The sequence below is a fragment of the Streptomyces sp. NPDC090025 genome (genome assembly GCF_044748125.1).
In the GTDB taxonomy this organism is placed as follows: domain Bacteria; phylum Actinomycetota; class Actinomycetes; order Streptomycetales; family Streptomycetaceae; genus Streptomyces.
Window position 1 is genome coordinate 61695 of sequence record NZ_JBIVFL010000003.1, and the last position, 16092, is coordinate 77786.

At 70.7% G+C, this 16092-nt stretch carries 14 protein-coding genes; 5 read left to right on the top strand and 9 right to left on the bottom strand.

Annotation, left to right across the window (positions count from 1 at the left end; translation table 11 throughout):
• Positions 1–29: 29 nt before the first annotated feature.
• Positions 30–977 carry a heme o synthase gene (locus ACIPXM_RS09680; protein ID WP_401653833.1) on the bottom strand — a complete coding sequence of 316 codons (948 nt, stop codon included), beginning with the start codon at positions 975–977 and terminating at the stop codon, positions 30–32.
• A 349-nt stretch (positions 978–1326) separates the two neighbouring features.
• Between ACIPXM_RS09680 and tkt the strand changes: the two genes are divergently transcribed.
• From tkt to pgl, 5 genes are read left to right on the top strand one after another with little or no spacing between them, the layout of a single operon-like run.
• Positions 1327–3414 (top strand): transketolase, encoded by a 2088-nt coding sequence (tkt, locus tag ACIPXM_RS09685; protein ID WP_401653835.1) that lies wholly within the window; start codon positions 1327–1329, stop codon positions 3412–3414.
• Positions 3415–3450: 36 nt separating this feature from the next.
• Positions 3451–4569 (top strand): transaldolase, encoded by a 1119-nt coding sequence (gene tal, locus ACIPXM_RS09690; protein ID WP_401653837.1) that lies wholly within the window; start codon positions 3451–3453, stop codon positions 4567–4569.
• A gap of 5 nt (positions 4570–4574) precedes the next feature.
• A complete protein-coding gene (gene zwf / locus ACIPXM_RS09695) occupies positions 4575–6107 on the top strand; it encodes a glucose-6-phosphate dehydrogenase (RefSeq protein ID WP_401653839.1) in 1533 nt (510 codons plus the stop codon).
• On the top strand, positions 6104–7186 hold the full coding sequence (gene opcA, locus ACIPXM_RS09700) for a glucose-6-phosphate dehydrogenase assembly protein OpcA (RefSeq protein ID WP_401653841.1): 1083 nt from the start codon (positions 6104–6106) through the stop codon (positions 7184–7186). Before zwf ends, opcA begins: the two co-directional genes overlap by 4 nt.
• Positions 7183–7965 carry a 6-phosphogluconolactonase gene (pgl, locus tag ACIPXM_RS09705; protein WP_401653842.1) on the top strand — a complete coding sequence of 261 codons (783 nt, stop codon included), beginning with the start codon at positions 7183–7185 and terminating at the stop codon, positions 7963–7965. The genes opcA and pgl overlap by 4 nt, the downstream gene beginning before the upstream one ends.
• Before the next feature lie 50 nt (positions 7966–8015).
• Here the strand turns inward: pgl and ACIPXM_RS09710 are convergent, their stop codons facing one another.
• The 8 genes from ACIPXM_RS09710 to gap form a co-directional block, all read right to left on the bottom strand.
• The gene (locus ACIPXM_RS09710) at positions 8016–9680 is read right to left on the bottom strand and encodes a PH domain-containing protein (protein WP_401653844.1); all 1665 of its coding nucleotides are present in this window, start codon (positions 9678–9680) and stop codon (positions 8016–8018) included.
• The gene (locus ACIPXM_RS09715; RefSeq protein ID WP_401653846.1) at positions 9677–10177 is read right to left on the bottom strand and encodes a PH domain-containing protein; all 501 of its coding nucleotides are present in this window, start codon (positions 10175–10177) and stop codon (positions 9677–9679) included. The genes ACIPXM_RS09710 and ACIPXM_RS09715 overlap by 4 nt, the downstream gene beginning before the upstream one ends.
• 5 nt (positions 10178–10182) lie before the next feature.
• Entirely contained in the window at positions 10183–11835 is a 1653-nt protein-coding gene (gene pgi / locus ACIPXM_RS09720) for a glucose-6-phosphate isomerase (protein ID WP_401653848.1), read from the bottom strand.
• Between the two features lie 301 nt (positions 11836–12136).
• Positions 12137–12472, bottom strand: coding sequence for an RNA polymerase-binding protein RbpA (locus ACIPXM_RS09725; protein WP_003957010.1), 336 nt, complete (start codon positions 12470–12472; stop codon positions 12137–12139).
• Between the two features lie 77 nt (positions 12473–12549).
• A complete protein-coding gene (secG, locus tag ACIPXM_RS09730; RefSeq protein ID WP_401654781.1) occupies positions 12550–12780 on the bottom strand; it encodes a preprotein translocase subunit SecG in 231 nt (76 codons plus the stop codon).
• A 107-nt stretch (positions 12781–12887) separates the two neighbouring features.
• Positions 12888–13667 (bottom strand): triose-phosphate isomerase, encoded by a 780-nt coding sequence (gene tpiA / locus ACIPXM_RS09735; protein ID WP_401653849.1) that lies wholly within the window; start codon positions 13665–13667, stop codon positions 12888–12890.
• A gap of 7 nt (positions 13668–13674) precedes the next feature.
• Positions 13675–14886, bottom strand: coding sequence for a phosphoglycerate kinase (locus ACIPXM_RS09740; RefSeq protein WP_401653851.1), 1212 nt, complete (start codon positions 14884–14886; stop codon positions 13675–13677).
• Between the two features lie 111 nt (positions 14887–14997).
• Positions 14998–16005: a type I glyceraldehyde-3-phosphate dehydrogenase gene (gene gap, locus ACIPXM_RS09745; protein WP_401653853.1), complete on the bottom strand. Its 1008-nt coding sequence runs from the start codon at positions 16003–16005 to the stop codon at positions 14998–15000.
• Positions 16006–16092 lie beyond the last annotated feature (87 nt).

Below are 16092 nucleotides of genomic sequence, written 5' to 3' on the forward strand. Positions count from 1 at the left end.
ACCGGGAGGACACCGGAGGACAGCGGGTGTCAGCGCAGGAACGGGTCCACCGCGACCGCCACGAACAGCAGCGACACATAGGTGATGGACCAGTGGAACAGCCGCATCTCCTTCAGCTTCGCGCCGGTGACCTCGGACTTGGCGCGGTTGAGCAGCGCGTGCGCCTCCCACAGCCACCAGCCGCCGGTGACCAGCGCCACCGAGGTGTAGAACCAGCCGGTGTAGTCCAGCGCGGTGAGCGACAGCGAGACCGCCACCATCACCCAGCTGTAGACCACGATCTGCTTGGCGACGACCTTGTTGGAGGCGAGCACCGGCAGCATCGGCACGCCCGCGCGGGCGTAGTCGTCCTTCACCTTCATCGACAGCGGCCAGTAGTGCGGCGGCGTCCAGAAGAAGATGACGAGGAAGAGGATGACCGCGGCCCAGGACATCGAGTCGGTGACCGCGGACCAGCCGATCAGCACCGGCATGCAGCCGGCGATGCCGCCCCAGACGATGTTCTGCGCGGTGCGCCGCTTGAGGATCATCGTGTAGACGACCACGTAGAACAGCAGCGCGCCGAGCGACAGCCAGGCCGACAGCCAGTTGACGAGCAGGCCGAACCAGAGGGTGGAGATCACCGCGAGGCTGAGGCCGAAGACCAGGCCCTCGCGCGGCGTCAGGACCCCGGTCACCAGCGGGCGCTGGGAGGTGCGGTCCATCAGGGCGTCGATGTCGCGGTCGATGTACATGTTCAGCGCGTTGGCGCCGCCCGCGGAGAGATAACCGCCGAAGCAGGTGGCGAGCACCAGCCACAGGTCGGGCACGCCCTGTTCGGCGAGGAACATCACCGGAACGGTCGTGATGAGCAGCAGCTCGATGATCCGCGGCTTGGTCAGCGCCACGAATGCCCTGACGCGGGCCCCGAACGGCCGATGGCCCCCCGGGCTGGGAGTCAGGACGACCCCTGCGGGTCGGGACTCGACGGCCGTCACGCACACCCCTGACAGAGAATTTCCCAGCAAGCCTCCTGGATGAGAAACAGGTGAAGGCTTGCGCGTACCACGCCACTGTAGACGTTGGCCATACGCCGGTCTTCGCGGGGGTGGGGTCGTGTTGGCGGGGGTCACCCGAGGGTGCGTCCCGAGGCGTGGACACCCGGCGTTCACCTGGCGCGCGGCCGCTCGGGAGGCGAACCGGCACGGGCGGCGGCAGTCTTGCTGTGTGCGCTCATTTGAGGGGCGTCGGCCCGAAAAGAGGCGCGTTTTTCGGGGGTAGGCTCGACAGCGCCGGGACACCCTCAGTCACCGGCTCAAGACATGTGGAGAGGAGCCCTGACTCAGGGTGAGCACTAAGCCGACCACCACAGACCTCGAGTGGACCGAACTGGACCAGCGGGCCGTGGACACCGCCCGCATCCTGGCCGCCGACGCCGTACAGAAGGTCGGCAACGGCCATCCCGGCACGGCGATGAGCCTGGCGCCCGCCGCGTACACCCTCTTCCAGAAGGTGATGCGGCACGACCCCGCCGACCCGGAGTGGGTGGGCCGCGACCGGTTCGTACTGTCCGCCGGACACTCCTCGCTGACCCTGTACACCCAGCTCTACCTGGGTGGCTTCGGTCTTGAGCTGGACGACCTGAAGGCGTTCCGCACCTGGGGCTCCAAGACCCCGGGTCACCCGGAGTACGGCCACACGGCGGGCGTGGAGACCACCACGGGCCCGCTCGGCCAGGGTGTCGCCAACGCGGTGGGCATGGCCATGGCCGCCCGCTACGAGCGCGGCCTGTTCGACCCGGAGGCGGCCCAGGGCACCTCCCCGTTCGACCACCACGTGTACGTGATCGCCGGTGACGGCTGCCTCCAGGAGGGCATCTCCGCCGAGGCGTCCTCGCTCGCGGGCCACCAGAAGCTCGGCAACCTGATCCTGCTGTGGGACGACAACCACATCTCGATCGAGGGCGACACCGAGACCGCCGTGTCCGAGGACACCGTGAAGCGGTACGAGGCGTACGGCTGGCACGTCCAGCGCGTCGAGCCCAAGGCCGACGGCGACCTGGACCCGGCCGCCCTCTACGCGGCGATCAAGGCCGCCGAGGCCGAGACCGAGCGTCCGTCGTTCATCGCGATGCGCTCGATCATCGCCTGGCCGGCCCCGAACGCGCAGAACACCGAGGCCGCGCACGGCTCGGCGCTCGGCGCCGACGAGGTCGCCGCCACCAAGCGCGTCCTCGGCTTCGACCCGGAGCAGAGCTTCGAGGTCTCCGACGAGGTCATCGGCCACACCCGCGCACTCGGCGACCGCGGCCGCGAGGCCCGCGCCGCGTGGGAGAAGTCGCTCGCCGAGTGGCGTACCGCCAACCCGGAGCGCGCCGCCACCTTCGACCGGATCCAGGCCAACGAGCTGCCGGCCGGCTGGGCCGACAAGCTGCCGGTCTTCGAGCCCGGCCAGGGTGTCGCCACCCGTGCCGCCTCCGGCAAGGTGCTGCAGGCGCTCGGCGCGGTGATCCCGGAGCTGTGGGGCGGCTCGGCCGACCTCGCGGGCTCCAACAACACCACGATCGACAAGACGTCCTCCTTCCTCCCGGAGGGCAACCCGCTGCCGGAGGCCGACCCGTACGGCCGGACCATCCACTTCGGCATCCGCGAGCACGCGATGGCCGCGGAGATGAACGGCATCGCGCTGCACGGCAACACCCGCATCTACGGCGGCACCTTCCTGGTGTTCTCCGACTACATGCGCAACGCCGTCCGGCTGTCCGCGCTGATGCACCTGCCGGTGACCTACGTGTGGACGCACGACTCGGTCGGCCTCGGCGAGGACGGCCCGACCCACCAGCCGGTGGAGCACCTGGCCGCGCTGCGCGCGATCCCGGGTCTGAACGTGGTCCGTCCGGCCGACGCCAACGAGACGGCGATCGCCTGGCGCGAGATCACCCAGCGGCACACCAAGGTGTACGGCAAGGGCGCCCCGCACGGTCTGGCGCTGACCCGCCAGGGCGTGCCGACCTACGCCCCGAACGAGGACACCGTCAAGGGCGGTTACGTGATGTTCGAGGCCGAGGGCGGCGACGCCCAGGTCCTGCTCGTCGCGACCGGCTCCGAGGTGCACCTGGCCGTCGAGGCCCGCGAGCAGCTGCAGGCCGCCGGGGTGCCCACCCGGGTGGTCTCGATGCCGTCGGTGGAGTGGTTCGAGGAGCAGGGGCAGGAGTACAAGGACTCCGTCCTGCCGCCGTCGGTCAAGGCCCGGGTGGCCGTCGAGGCCGGTATCGGTCTCACCTGGCACCGTTACGTCGGTGACGCGGGCCGTGTCGTGTCCCTTGAGCACTTCGGTGCCTCGGCGGACGCCAAGGTCCTGTTCCGCGAGTTCGGGTTCACGCCGGAGGCGATCGTCGCCGCCGCGCGGGAATCTCTCGCCGACGCCGCGCGCTGACCCGCTCACGTACGACTTTTTGGAGATGCAACTCCCATGACAGACGCTCTCAAGCGCCTCTCCGACGAAGGCGTCGCCATCTGGCTGGACGACCTCTCGCGCAAGCGGATCACGTCCGGCAACCTGGCCGAGCTCATCGACCAGAGCCATGTGGTGGGTGTGACCACCAACCCGTCCATCTTCCAGAAGGCGATCACCTCGGGTGACGGTTACGAGCAGCAGCTCGCCGACCTCGCCGCCCGCAAGGTGACCGTGGACGAGGCCATCCGCATGATCACGACGGCCGACGTGCGGGACGCCGCCGACATCCTGCGCCCGGTCTTCGACGCGACCGACGGCCAGGACGGCCGGGTGTCCATCGAGGTCGACCCGCGCCTGGCGCACCACACGGTGCCCACCATCGCCGAGGCCAAGCAGCTGGCCTGGCTGGTGGACCGCCCCAACACCCTCATCAAGATCCCGGCCACCAAGGCGGGTCTGCCGGCGATCACCGAGGTCATCGGCCTCGGCATCAGCGTCAACGTGACGCTGATCTTCTCGCTCGCGCGCTACCGCGAGGTCATGGACGCCTACCTGGCGGGCCTGGAGAAGGCCCGCGAGCGCGGCCTGGACCTCTCGAAGATCCACTCGGTGGCGTCCTTCTTCGTGTCCCGGGTGGACTCCGAGATCGACAAGCGCCTCGACGCGATCGGCACCGACGAGGCCAAGGGCCTCAAGGGCAAGGCCGCGCTGGCCAACGCCCGCCTCGCCTACCAGGCGTACGAGGAGGTCTTCGGCTCCGAGCGGTGGGCCGCCCTCGACAAGGCGCAGGCCAACAAGCAGCGTCCGCTGTGGGCCTCGACCGGCGTCAAGGACCCGGCCTACAAGGACACCCTGTACGTGGACGACCTGGTCGCCCCGGGCACGGTGAACACCATGCCGGAGGCCACCCTGGAGGCCACCGCCGACCACGGCCAGATCGTCGGCGACACCATCCACGGCACCTACGACGAGTCGCGTTCGCTGCTCGACGACGTGGCGGCGCTCGGCATCTCGTACGACGATGTCGTCCAGGTCCTGGAGGACGAGGGCGTCGAGAAGTTCGAGGCGTCCTGGAACGACCTGCTGAAGTCGACCGAGGCGGAGCTCGCCCGCCGTACACCCTCGGAGGCGTAGTCCCCTTGAGCGCAGTCACCGGAGCCAACCCGCTCCGTGACGCCGCAGACCGACGGCTCCCGCGCATCGCGGGGCCGTCGGGTCTGGTGATCTTCGGTGTCACGGGCGACCTGTCCCGCAAGAAGCTGATGCCCGCCGTCTACGACCTCGCGAACCGCGGTCTGCTGCCGCCGGGCTTCTCCCTGATCGGGTTCGCCCGCCGGGAGTGGCAGGACGAGGACTTCGCCCAGGAGGTCCACGACGCGGTCAAGCAGCACGCCCGCACCCCGTTCCGTGAGGAGGTGTGGCAGCAGCTGATCCAGGGGATGCGCTTCGTCCAGGGCGACTTCGACGACGACAACGCCTTCGAGCAGCTGAAGACCACCATCGCCGAGCTGGACAAGGCGCAGGGCACGGGCGGCAACTTCGCCTTCTACCTGTCCGTGCCGCCGAAGTTCTTCCCCCTGGTCGTCCAGCAGCTCAAGAAGCACGGTCTGGCCGAGCAGAAGAACGGCTCCTGGCGGCGTGCCGTCATCGAGAAGCCGTTCGGCCACGACCTGGTCTCCGCCAAGGAGCTCAACGAGGTCGTGCACGAGGTCTTCCCGCCCGAGGCGGTCTTCCGCATCGACCACTACCTCGGCAAGGAGACCGTCCAGAACATCCTGGCGCTCCGCTTCGCCAACACCCTCTTCGAGCCGATCTGGAACCGGTCGTACGTCGACCATGTCCAGATCACCATGGCCGAGGACATCGGCATCGGCGGCCGGGCCGGGTACTACGACGGCATCGGCGCGGCCCGTGACGTCATCCAGAACCACCTCCTGCAACTGCTCGCGCTGACCGCGATGGAGGAGCCCGCCTCCTTCGACGCCGACGCGCTGGCGGCGGAGAAGACCAAGGTGCTCGGCGCGGTGAAGCTGCCGAAGGACCTGGGCGCCTCCACGGTCCGCGGCCAGTACGCGGCCGGGTGGCAGGGCGGCGAGAAGGCCGTCGGCTACCTGGAGGAGGACGGTATCGACCCGCAGTCGAAGACCGACACCTTCGCCGCGATCAAGCTGGAGATCGACAACCGCCGCTGGGCGGGCGTCCCCTTCTACCTGCGCACCGGCAAGCGGCTCGGCCGCCGGGTCACCGAGATCGCGGTGGTCTTCCAGCGCGCCCCGCACTCCCCCTTCGACCAGACCGCGACCGAGGAGCTGGGGCAGAACGCCCTGGTCATCCGGGTGCAGCCGGACGAGGGCGTCACCGTGCGGTTCGGCTCCAAGGTGCCGGGCACGCAGATGGAGGTCCGGGACGTCTCGATGGACTTCGCGTACGGCGAGTCCTTCACCGAGTCCAGCCCCGAGGCGTACGAGCGGCTCATCCTCGACGTCCTGCTCGGCGACTCCAACCTCTTCCCGCGCGTCGAGGAGGTCGAGCTGTCCTGGCAGATCCTCGACCCGATCGAGCAGTTCTGGGACGAGCACGGCAAGCCCGCGCAGTACCAGTCCGGGACCTGGGGCCCGGTCGAGGCGGACGAGATGCTCGCACGAGACGGCAGGAGCTGGCGCCGGCCATGAAGACCGACCTGACGGACACCACGTCCTCCAAGATCAACAAGGCGCTGGTGCTCGGGCGGCGGGCCATCGGCACCCCGGCCGTCGGCATGGTGCTCACCCTCGTCATCGTCACCGACGAGGAGAACGCCTACGACGCGCTCAAGGCGGCCAACGAGGCGTCCCGCGAGCACCCCTCGCGGACCCTCGTCGTCATCAAGCGGGTCTCGCGCTCGCCGCGGGACCGCGCCAAGGCGCGGCTGGACGCCGAGGTCCGCCTCGGCGCCGACGCCAGCACCGGCGAGACGGTGGTGCTCCGGCTGTACGGCGAGGTCGTCGACCACGCCCAGTCGGTGGTGCTGCCGCTGCTGCTGCCGGACGCGCCGGTCGTCGTCTGGTGGCCGGTGAACGCGCCGACCGACCCGGCGAACGACCCGCTGGGCGCGCTCGCCCAGCGCCGGGTCACCGACACGTACGCCGCCGAGCAGCCCATCCAGGAGCTGACCGCGCGCGCGGACGCGTACACCCCGGGCGACACCGACCTGTCGTGGACCCGGATCACCCCGTGGCGTTCGATGCTGGCCGCCGCGCTCGACCAGGTCGTGTGCGAGGTCACCTCGGCGTCGGTCGAGGGCGAGGAGTTCAACCCGAGCGTCGAACTGCTCGCGATGTGGCTCGCGGACCAGCTGAAGGTGCCGGTCCGGCGGTCCGCGTCGGCGGGTCCCGGGCTCACCTCGGTGCGCATGGAGACCAGCTGCGGTCCGATCGTGCTCGACCGGCCGGACGGTTCGCTGGCGACGCTCTCCATCCACGGCCAGCCGGACCGTGCCGTGGCGCTCAAGCGCCGCGAGACGGCCGAGCTGATCGCGGAGGAGCTGCGCCGCCTCGACCCGGACGACACCTACGCCTCTGCGCTCCGCTTCGGTCTTGAGCGGCTCGACGAGGAGGCGGCCACGACGGCGCCCGAGGTCGTCGACGCGCCGGTCGAGGAGACCGTGGTGGTCGAGGAGGCCGTCGAGGTCACCGAGACCGCCGCGACCGCCGAGCGGCCCGCGAAGAAGGCTCCGGCCAAGCGGCCCGCGAAGAAGGCGACGGCGAAGTGAGCACCCCGCAGCTGGTCGTGCACCGCGACAAGGAGCTGATGGCCGAGGCCGCCGCGGCGCGCCTGATCACCCGGATCGTGGACGCCCAGGCGGCCCGCGGCTCGGCGTCGGTGGTGCTCACCGGCGGGCGCAACGGCAACGGGCTGCTCGCCGCGCTGCGGTCGGCACCCGCCCGGGACGCCGTCGACTGGGCCCGGCTCGACCTGTGGTGGGGCGACGAGCGCTTCCTGCCGGAGGGCGACCCGGAGCGCAATGTCACGCAGGCCCGCGAGGCCCTGCTCGACAGCGTCCCGGTGGACCCGGCCCGGGTGCACGCGATGCCCGCGTCGGACGGCCCGTGGGGCGCCGACGTGGACGCCGCGGCGGCGGCCTACGCGGCCGAGCTGGCCGCGGCGGCGGGTCCCGGCGACCACGGCGGGGTGCCCACCTTCGACGTGCTGATGCTGGGCGTCGGCCCGGACACCCATGTGGCGTCGCTGTTCCCCGAGCTCCCGGCGGTCCGCGAGACCGAGCGGACGGTGGTGGGCGTGCACGGCGCGCCGAAGCCGCCGCCGACCCGGGTCACCCTGACCCTCCCGGCGATCCGGGCGGCGAAGGAGGTCTGGCTGCTCGCGGCGGGCGCGGACAAGGCGAAGGCCGCGGCCATCGCCCTTTCCGGCACGGGCGAGATCCAGGCCCCGGCGGCCGGTGCCCAGGGGCGCGCGCGCACCCTGTGGCTGCTGGACGCGGCCGCGGCGGCCGAGCTGCCGCGCGCGCTGTACCCGCCCGCCTCGGCGTGAGCCCGCGCGGCTGACGGGCGGTCGTCGGAGCGGTTCCCCGCAGGCCCGGTTCACCTCTCGGTGGGCCGGGCCTTCGTCGTATCCGGCGTGTCCGGCGTGTCCGTCGTATGCGCCCCGTCCCCCGTATTCGCCCTGTCCCCCGCCGTGTCCCGCGCGGGCTCCAGGAAGGGCGCCAGGAGCCCCGGTACGGCCTCGGCGGCGAACGCGAGGCCCTGGCTCCGGCCGGTGTCGTACACGTCGTACGCGCCCTCTCCGGCGGCCGTGGTGGCGCTCAGGGTGAGCACCCCGGCCCGGCGCTGGAACCAGGACTGCTTGACCGTCCAGCCGATCACCCCGGACCGCTGGAGGGCGACCGTGGACCGGCGGACCGTACCCGAACGAGTGACCAGGTAGTCGCCGGTGATCCCGTGCCCGAGGTTGCGGTACGCGTCGAGGGCGAGCAGCACCGCGAGCGGGGTGACGACCACGGCGACGCCGCCCGCGAGGTAGAGCAGCACCGGGGTGAGCCAGGCGCCGAGCAGCGCGAGCACGGCGGCCGGGCCGAGCGCGGACCACAGCGCCCAGCGGACCCGGCGGGTGCGGGCGGCCCGCGGGTGCGGGGCCAGCGGGGCGCCGGTGGGCGGCTCCGGCTCGCGGAGCACCTGGGCGGCGACCCGGTCGGCGACCGCGCGCGGCACCGGCGGCAGCAGGTTCTTGAGGTCGGCGTGCTTGTCGTCGTCGTCCTGGGCGAGGCCGGTGGCGACGGCGTCGACCCGGGCGGCCCTGGCGAGCCGGACACCGAGCGGTTCGACCAGCTCGATGCCGCGCAGCCGGCGCTCCTCCAGGGAGACCGAGCGCGCGGTGAACAGGCCGCGGCGGACCCGCAGGGTGCCGCCGGGTTCGCGTTCCAGCCGGTAGTTCGCCCACATCTCGACCCACAGGCCGAGCGCGCCGAGCATCCCGACGAAGGTGGCGATCAGCGCCAGGTCGACGATCATCCAGGGCAGCGACACGTCCTCGAACCGGTCGCCTATCCAGTGGATCACCTTGGCCTGCGCCCCGAACCAGTCGCTGACCTGCATGACCGCCCCGGCCGCGGCGCCGCCGAGCAGCGGCGCGACGAAGGACACCGGGGCGTAGCGGATCCAGCGCGGGTCGAGGACGGCGAGGACGCCGTCGTGGGCGGGGTCCCCGGCGCCCTCGGCGGGCCGGGCGAGCAGGGTGTGCCGCAGGTGTTCGCCCTCGGCCCTGCTGACCAGGTCGAGTTCGAGGGTGGACTCGCCCTCGGTGTGCTCGCCGGTGCCGATCCTGACCTTGACCAGGCCGAGGAGGCGTTCCAGCGGGTTGGCGGTGAGGTCGACGCTGCGGATCCGGTCGCGGGCAAGCGAGCGCCGTTTCACCACGAGGAGCCCGGTGTGCAGGTCGACCCGGTCCGGTCCGATCCGGTAGCGGGTGCGGCGCAGCCGGACCCAGTCGGCGACGAACCCACCGCCGACCAGCAGGGTGGCTCCGGCGACGACCCAGGCGGCCGCCTGCCACCAGGGCCGGGAGCCGGCGGACAGGCTGAGGAAGGCGGGCAGCGCGGCGCCGCCGGCCACGCCGAGGAGCACGGCGACCCCGGCGAGCAGGGTGCGGGGCGCGAGCCGCCGCCACTCGGGCCCGGCGCCGCCGGTCGCGGTCACCCGGGTGCCGTCGGCCGCGGTCACCGGAGTGCCGTCGGGCACCGGACCGGTCATGTGGCGTCCCCGGGGGTCGCCCCGGTGATCGCGGTCAGCCGTTCGGCGAGTCCGGCGGCGAGCGTGTGGTCCAGGCCCTCGATGCGGATCGCGCCCTTGGAGGACGCGGTGGTCACGGTGACGGTGGCCAGCCTGAACGCCTGCTCCAGCGGGCCCCGTACGGTGTCGACGGTCTGGATCCGGGACATCGGGGCGATCCGCCACTCCTGCCAGAGGGCGCCGGTGCGCACGTACACGGCGTCCTCGGTGACCTCCCAGCGGTGCACCCGGAACCACCAGGCGGGGAGGAACGCGGTGCAGCCGAGCCCGATCACGGCGACCGCCCCGGCCGCCGCCAGGAGCCAGCTCCTGGCGGGTCCGATGAGCAGTCCGAGCCCGGCGAGGACCGCCACCGGCACGGCGGTGGCGATCAGGAGCTGCACCCGCCACCAGGGGACGGCCCGGCCGTCCACGGCGTGTCTCGGCGGGCGCAGCCGTACCGCGTTCTCCCCCTCCATGGCGTCTACCGTCCGCGCAGCGAGCGGTAGGCGGCGACGAGCGCGGCGGTGGAGCTGTCGAGGTCCTCGCCGCCGGTGCCCTCGACGAGGACCGGCTCGATCTTCTTGGCGAGGACCTTGCCGAGCTCGACGCCCCACTGGTCGAAGGAGTCGATGTTCCAGATGGCGCCCTGGACGAACACCTTGTGCTCGTAGAGGGCGACGAGCTGGCCGAGGACGGCCGGGGTGAGGCCGTCGGCGAGGATCGTGGTGGTGGGGTGGTTGCCGAGGAAGGTCTTGTGCGGGACCAGCTCCTCCGGCACGCCCTCGGCGCGCACCTCCTCGGGCGTCTTGCCGAAGGCGAGCGCCTGGGTCTGGGCGAAGAAGTTGGCCATCAGCAGGTCGTGCTGGGCGACGAGGCCAGGCGCCAGGTCGGGCACCGGGTTGCCGAAGCCGATGAAGTCGGCCGGGATGACCTTGGTGCCCTGGTGGATCAACTGGTAGTAGGCGTGCTGGCCGTTGGTGCCGGGGGTGCCCCAGACGACCGGGCCGGTCTGCCAGTCGACGGGCTGCCCGTCGCGGGTGACGGACTTGCCGTTGGACTCCATGTCGAGCTGCTGGAGGTAGGCGGTGAACTTCGACAGGTAGTGCGAGTACGGGAGTACGGCGTGCGACTGGGCGTCGAAGAAGCCGCCGTACCAGACGCCGAGGAGGCCGAGGAGCAGCGGCGCGTTCTCCTCCGGCGGGGCAGTGCGGAAGTGCTCGTCGACGAGGTGGAAGCCGTCGAGCATCTCGCGGAAGGCGGCCGGGCCGATGGCGATCATCAGGGAGAGGCCGATGGCGGAGTCGTACGAGTAGCGGCCGCCGACCCAGTCCCAGAACTCGAACATGTTGGCCGGGTCGATGCCGAAGCCGGTGACCTTCTCGGCGTTGGTGGAGAGCGCCACGAAGTGCTTGGCCACCGCGGTCTGGTCGGCGCCGAGTCCGGCGAGCAGCCAGTCGCGGGCGGAGGTGGCGTTGGTGATCGTCTCGATGGTGGTGAAGGTCTTCGAGGCGACGATGAACAGGGTCTCGGCGGGGTCGAGGTCGCGGACGGCCTCGTGCAGGTCGGCGCCGTCGACGTTGGAGACGAAACGGAACGTCAGATCGCGCTGCGTGTAGGAGCGCAGCACCTCGTAGGCCATGGCGGGGCCGAGGTCGGAGCCGCCGATGCCGATGTTGACGACGTTCTTGATGGGCTTGCCGGTGTGGCCGGTCCAGCTGCCCGCGCGGACCTGGTCGGCGAAGCCGGCCATCTTGTCGAGGACAGCGTGCACCTCGGGCACCACGTTCACGCCGTCGACCTCGATCACGGCGTCGCGCGGGGCGCGCAGCGCGGTGTGCAGGACGGCCCGGTCCTCGGTGTTGTTGATCTTCTCGCCGCGGAACATGGCGTCGCGCAGCTCGGCGACGCCGGTGGCGGCGGCGAGTTCGCGCAGCAGCCCCAGGGTCTCGTCGGTGATCAGGTGCTTGGCGTAGTCCAGGTGCAGGTCGCCGACCCGCAGGGTGTACGAGGTGCCCCGGCTCGGGTCGGCGGCGAACAGCTCGCGCAGGTGGGTGTCGCCCAGCTGCTCGCGGTGCTTGCCGAGGGCCGCCCACTCGGGCAGCTGGTTGAGCCTGGTGCGGCCTGCGTTCGTCATCTCGACATCGCCCATTTCTTCGTCTTGCTGGGTGTACGGCGTGTGTGTGCCCCGCTGTCCTCCAACCTAATTGATCCGCTGTACGAAAGCGTTCAAGCCCGATCGCGCTGGCCGGAGCAGGTCGCTGGGGCATCCCGCCGGGAACGCGGACGGGCCCCGGCCCGCGAAACGTGAGTTCGCGGGCCGGGGCCCGTCCGTGCTGTTCTGGCTGTTCTGCTGGTGCGTACCGTACGTGTACGAGTCGGACGTGTACGAGTCGGACGTGTACGAGTCGGACGTGTACGAGTCGGACGTGTACGAGTCAGATCTCGCCGCGGAGCTTGGCGAGCGCCTCGGCGAGGATCGCCTCGCCGTCCGCGTCGCTGCGCCGCTCCCGTACGTACGCGAGGTGCGTCTTGTAGGGCTCGGTGCGCGGCGGGTCCGGCGGGTTGTCCCGGTCCTGGCCGGCCGGGAAGCCACAGCGGGGGCAGTCCCAGGTGTCCGGGACCTGAGCGTCGCTGGCGAAGCTCGGCTGGGTCTCGTGCCCGTTCGAGCACCAGAAGGAGATGCGGAGCCGCGGTGCCGACTCGCCCCGCTCGGCCTCGCCCATCGGCCCCGCGCCGACCCGGCTTCCCCGGATCGCGTTGCCACTTGCCACGGTCGTAACTCCCTGCGTGATGGTGCCCGAAGATGCCCCAGTCTACGTAAGGCCCAACGCGCGTCCAGTGATTGGAGTTACCCGTCCAGCTTCATCAGCAGACCAAGTACGACAATGCAGGCGAACCACAGCAGACCGACGACCACGGTGATCCGGTCCAGGTTGCGCTCGGCGACCGAGGATCCACCGACGGAGGACTGCATGCCGCCACCGAACATGTCGGAGAGGCCGCCGCCCTTCCCCTTGTGCATCAGCACGAGCAGCATCATCAGCGCACTGAAGACGACCAGGGCGATCGAGAACCCCATAACCACGGCTGGACCAACTTCCTCGGACTTGTACGGACGGGGGCCGGGCAGTCAGACTGCCCGACCCCCGCAAGGGTACGACGGAACGTCGCTACCGCTCTACATCCTCACTGGTCACGGAAGCGGACGATCTTGACGAACTCGTCCGCGTCCAGCGAGGCACCGCCGACCAGGGCGCCGTCGATGTCCGGCTTGGCCATGATCTCGGCCACGTTGCCGCTCTTGACGGAGCCGCCGTACTGGATGCGCACCTTGTCGGCGAGCTCCTGTGAGTACAGCTCGGCGACCTTGCCGCGGATGGCCGCGCACACTTCCTGGGCGTCGTCGGCGCCGCAGACCTTGCCGGTGCCGATGGCCCAGACGGGCTCGTAGGCGATCACGACGGTCTCGGCCTGCTCGGCCGGGACGTCCTTGAGGCCGCCCTCGACCTGGGCGAGGGTGTGGGCGACGGCGTTGCCCGCCTCGCGCACGTCGAGCTCCTCGCCGACGCACAGGATCGGGGTCAGGCCGTGCCGGTAGGCGGCCTTCACCTTGGCGTTGCAGACCTCGTCGTTCTCGGCGTGGTACTGGCGGCGCTCGGAGTGGCCGACGGCGACGTAGGCGCACTTCAGCTTGGCGAGCATGGTGCCGGAGATCTCGCCGGTGTAGGCACCGGAGTCCTGCGCCGACAGGTCCTGGGCGCCGTACTTGATCTTCAGCTTGTCGCCGTCGACCAGGGTCTGCACGGAGCGCAGGTCGGTGAAGGGGACGAGGACGGCGACCTCGCAGGCGTCGTAGTCCTTGTCGGTCAGCGCGAAGGCGAGCTTCTGGACGTGGGCGATGGCCTCGAGGTGGTTGAGGTTCATCTTCCAGTTGCCCGCCATCAGCGGGGTACGGGTGTTGCTCATCAGGGGGTCAGTCCTCCAGTGCGGCGAGGCCGGGAAGCGTCTTGCCCTCAAGGTATTCGAGGGAGGCGCCGCCGCCGGTCGAGATGTGGCCGAACTTCGTCTCGTCGAAGCCCAGGTTGCGGACGGCCGCGGCGGAGTCGCCGCCGCCGACCACGGTGAAGCCCTTGCTGTCGAGCAGGGCCTGCGCGACGGCGGTGGTGCCGCCGGCGTAGTCGGGGTGCTCGGCGACGCCGACCGGGCCGTTCCAGAACACGGTCTCGGCGTCGGTGATCTTCGAGGCGAACAGCTCGCGGGACTTCGGGCCGATGTCCAGGCCCTCCTTGTCCGCGGGGATCTTGTCCGCGTCGACGGTCTCGAAGTCGGCCGGGGCCTTGGTCTTCAGGTCCGGGAAGTCCGCGGAGACCAGCACGTCGACCGGGAGGACCAGCTCGACGCCGGTGGCGGCGGCGCGCTCCATGTACTCCTTGACCTTCGGGATCTGGTCCTCCTGGAGGAGGGAGATGCCGACCTCGTGGCCCTGGGCCTTGAGGAAGGTGTACGCCATGCCGCCGCCGATCAGGAGGCGGTCGGCCTTGCCGAGCAGCTCGTCGATGACGGCGAGCTTGTCGGAGACCTTGGCGCCGCCGAGGACGACGGTGTAGGGGCGCTTGACGTCCTCGGTGAGCTTCTTGAGGACGCCGACCTCGGTGGCGATGAGGTAGCCCGCGGCGTGCGGGAGGCGCGCCGGGAGGTCGAAGACCGAGGCGTGCTTGCGGTGCACGGCGCCGAAGCCGTCGCCGACGTACAGGTCGGCGAGCTCGGCCAGCTGGTCCGCGAAGGCGCCGCGCTCGGCGTCGTCCTTGGCGGTCTCGCCGGGGTTGAAGCGGAGGTTCTCGATGACGGCGACCTGGCCGTCGGTGAGGCCCGCGACGGTGGCCTTGGCGGACTCGCCGACCGTGTCGGTCGCGAACGCCACGTCGGTGCCGAGCAGTTCGCCGAGCCGGGCGGCGGCCGGGGCGAGCGAGAACGCCGGGTCCGGGGCGCCCTTGGGGCGGCCGAGGTGGGAGGCGACCACGACCCGGGCGCCGGCCGCGGCGAGCGCCTTGACGGTCGGCAGCACGGCGCGGATGCGGCCGTCGTCGGTGATGGTGGTGCCGTCGAGGGGCACGTTCAGGTCGGCGCGGACGAACACCCGCTTGCCGGTGACGCCCTCGGCGAGCAGCTCGTCGATCGTCTTCATCTGTTTCTCTGACTCCCTTGGTACACGCGGTGGAGCACATGACGCAGGGCTCGTGCGGCGCTTCTTCGCGCTGCCCGAGCCCTGCTTCACATCGAAAGCCCGCCCTGGATCTTAGAGCTGACCGCCGACGAAGACGGTGAGGTCGACGAGACGGTTGGAGTAACCCCACTCGTTGTCGTACCAGCCGAGGACCTTGACCGAGTTGCCCTCCTGGACCATCGTCAGCGACGAGTCGAAGGTGCAGGAGGCCGGGTCGCTGACGATGTCCGAGGAGACGATCTCGTCCTCGGTGTAGTACAGGATGCCCTTGAGCTCGCCGTCCGCGGCCTTCTTGAACGCGGCGTTGACCTCGTCCTTGGTGACCTCGCGGGAGAGCTCGACGACCAGGTCGGTGACCGAACCGGTCGGGACCGGCACGCGGATGGCCATGCCGTCGAGCTTGCCCTTGAGCTGCGGGAGCACCAGCGCGGTCGCCTTGGCGGCACCCGTGGTGGTGGGGATGATGTTCTCCGCGGCGGCGCGGGCGCGGCGCAGGTCCTTGTGCGGGAAGTCCAGGATGCGCTGGTCGTTGGTGTACGCGTGGACCGTGGTCATGAGACCGCGGACGATGCCGAAGTTCTCGTCGAGGACCTTGGCCATCGGCGCCACACAGTTGGTGGTGCAGGACGCGTTGGAGATGACGTGGTGGTTCGCCGGGTCGTACTTGTCCTGGTTGACGCCCATGACCACGGTGATGTCCTCGTCCTTGGCCGGAGCCGAGATGAGGACCTTCTTGGCGCCACCGGCGAGGTGCTTGGCGGCGTCCTCGCGCTTGGTGAAGATGCCCGTGGACTCGATGACGATGTCGACACCCAGCTCACCCCAGGGGATGTCGGCCGGGTTGCGCTCGGAGAGCACCTTGATGGTGTGGCCGTCGACGGTGATGGTGTCGGCGGTGTGGGTCACCTCGGCCTTGAGGCGGCCCAGGATGGTGTCGTACTTCAGCAGGTGGGCCGTGGTCGCGGTGTCACCCAGGTCGTTTACGGCCACGACCTCGATGTCGGCACCCTGCTCAAGGAGCGCGCGGAAGTAGTTGCGACCGATACGGCCAAAGCCGTTGATGCCTACGCGGATCGTCACGAACCGATCTCCTCGTTAGGAACGCCGGGTTTCGACGCCCGGCGAGCTTCTCTTTTAGGGATGTCCCCGACCGCTTACGACCCTACC

Coding starts and splice junctions, on each gene's coding strand:
- pgi (WP_401653848.1), bottom strand. CDS start 11,835: ATGACGAACGCAGGCCGCACCAGGCTCAACCAGCTGCCCGAGTGGGCG.
- ACIPXM_RS09710 (WP_401653844.1), bottom strand. CDS start 9,680: ATGACCGGTCCGGTGCCCGACGGCACTCCGGTGACCGCGGCCGACGGC.
- ACIPXM_RS09715 (WP_401653846.1), bottom strand. CDS start 10,177: ATGGAGGGGGAGAACGCGGTACGGCTGCGCCCGCCGAGACACGCCGTG.
- ACIPXM_RS09740 (WP_401653851.1), bottom strand. CDS start 14,886: ATGAAGACGATCGACGAGCTGCTCGCCGAGGGCGTCACCGGCAAGCGG.
- tpiA (WP_401653849.1), bottom strand. CDS start 13,667: ATGAGCAACACCCGTACCCCGCTGATGGCGGGCAACTGGAAGATGAAC.
- secG (WP_401654781.1), bottom strand. CDS start 12,780: ATGGGGTTCTCGATCGCCCTGGTCGTCTTCAGTGCGCTGATGATGCTG.
- opcA (WP_401653841.1), top strand. CDS start 6,104: ATGAAGACCGACCTGACGGACACCACGTCCTCCAAGATCAACAAGGCG.
- tal (WP_401653837.1), top strand. CDS start 3,451: ATGACAGACGCTCTCAAGCGCCTCTCCGACGAAGGCGTCGCCATCTGG.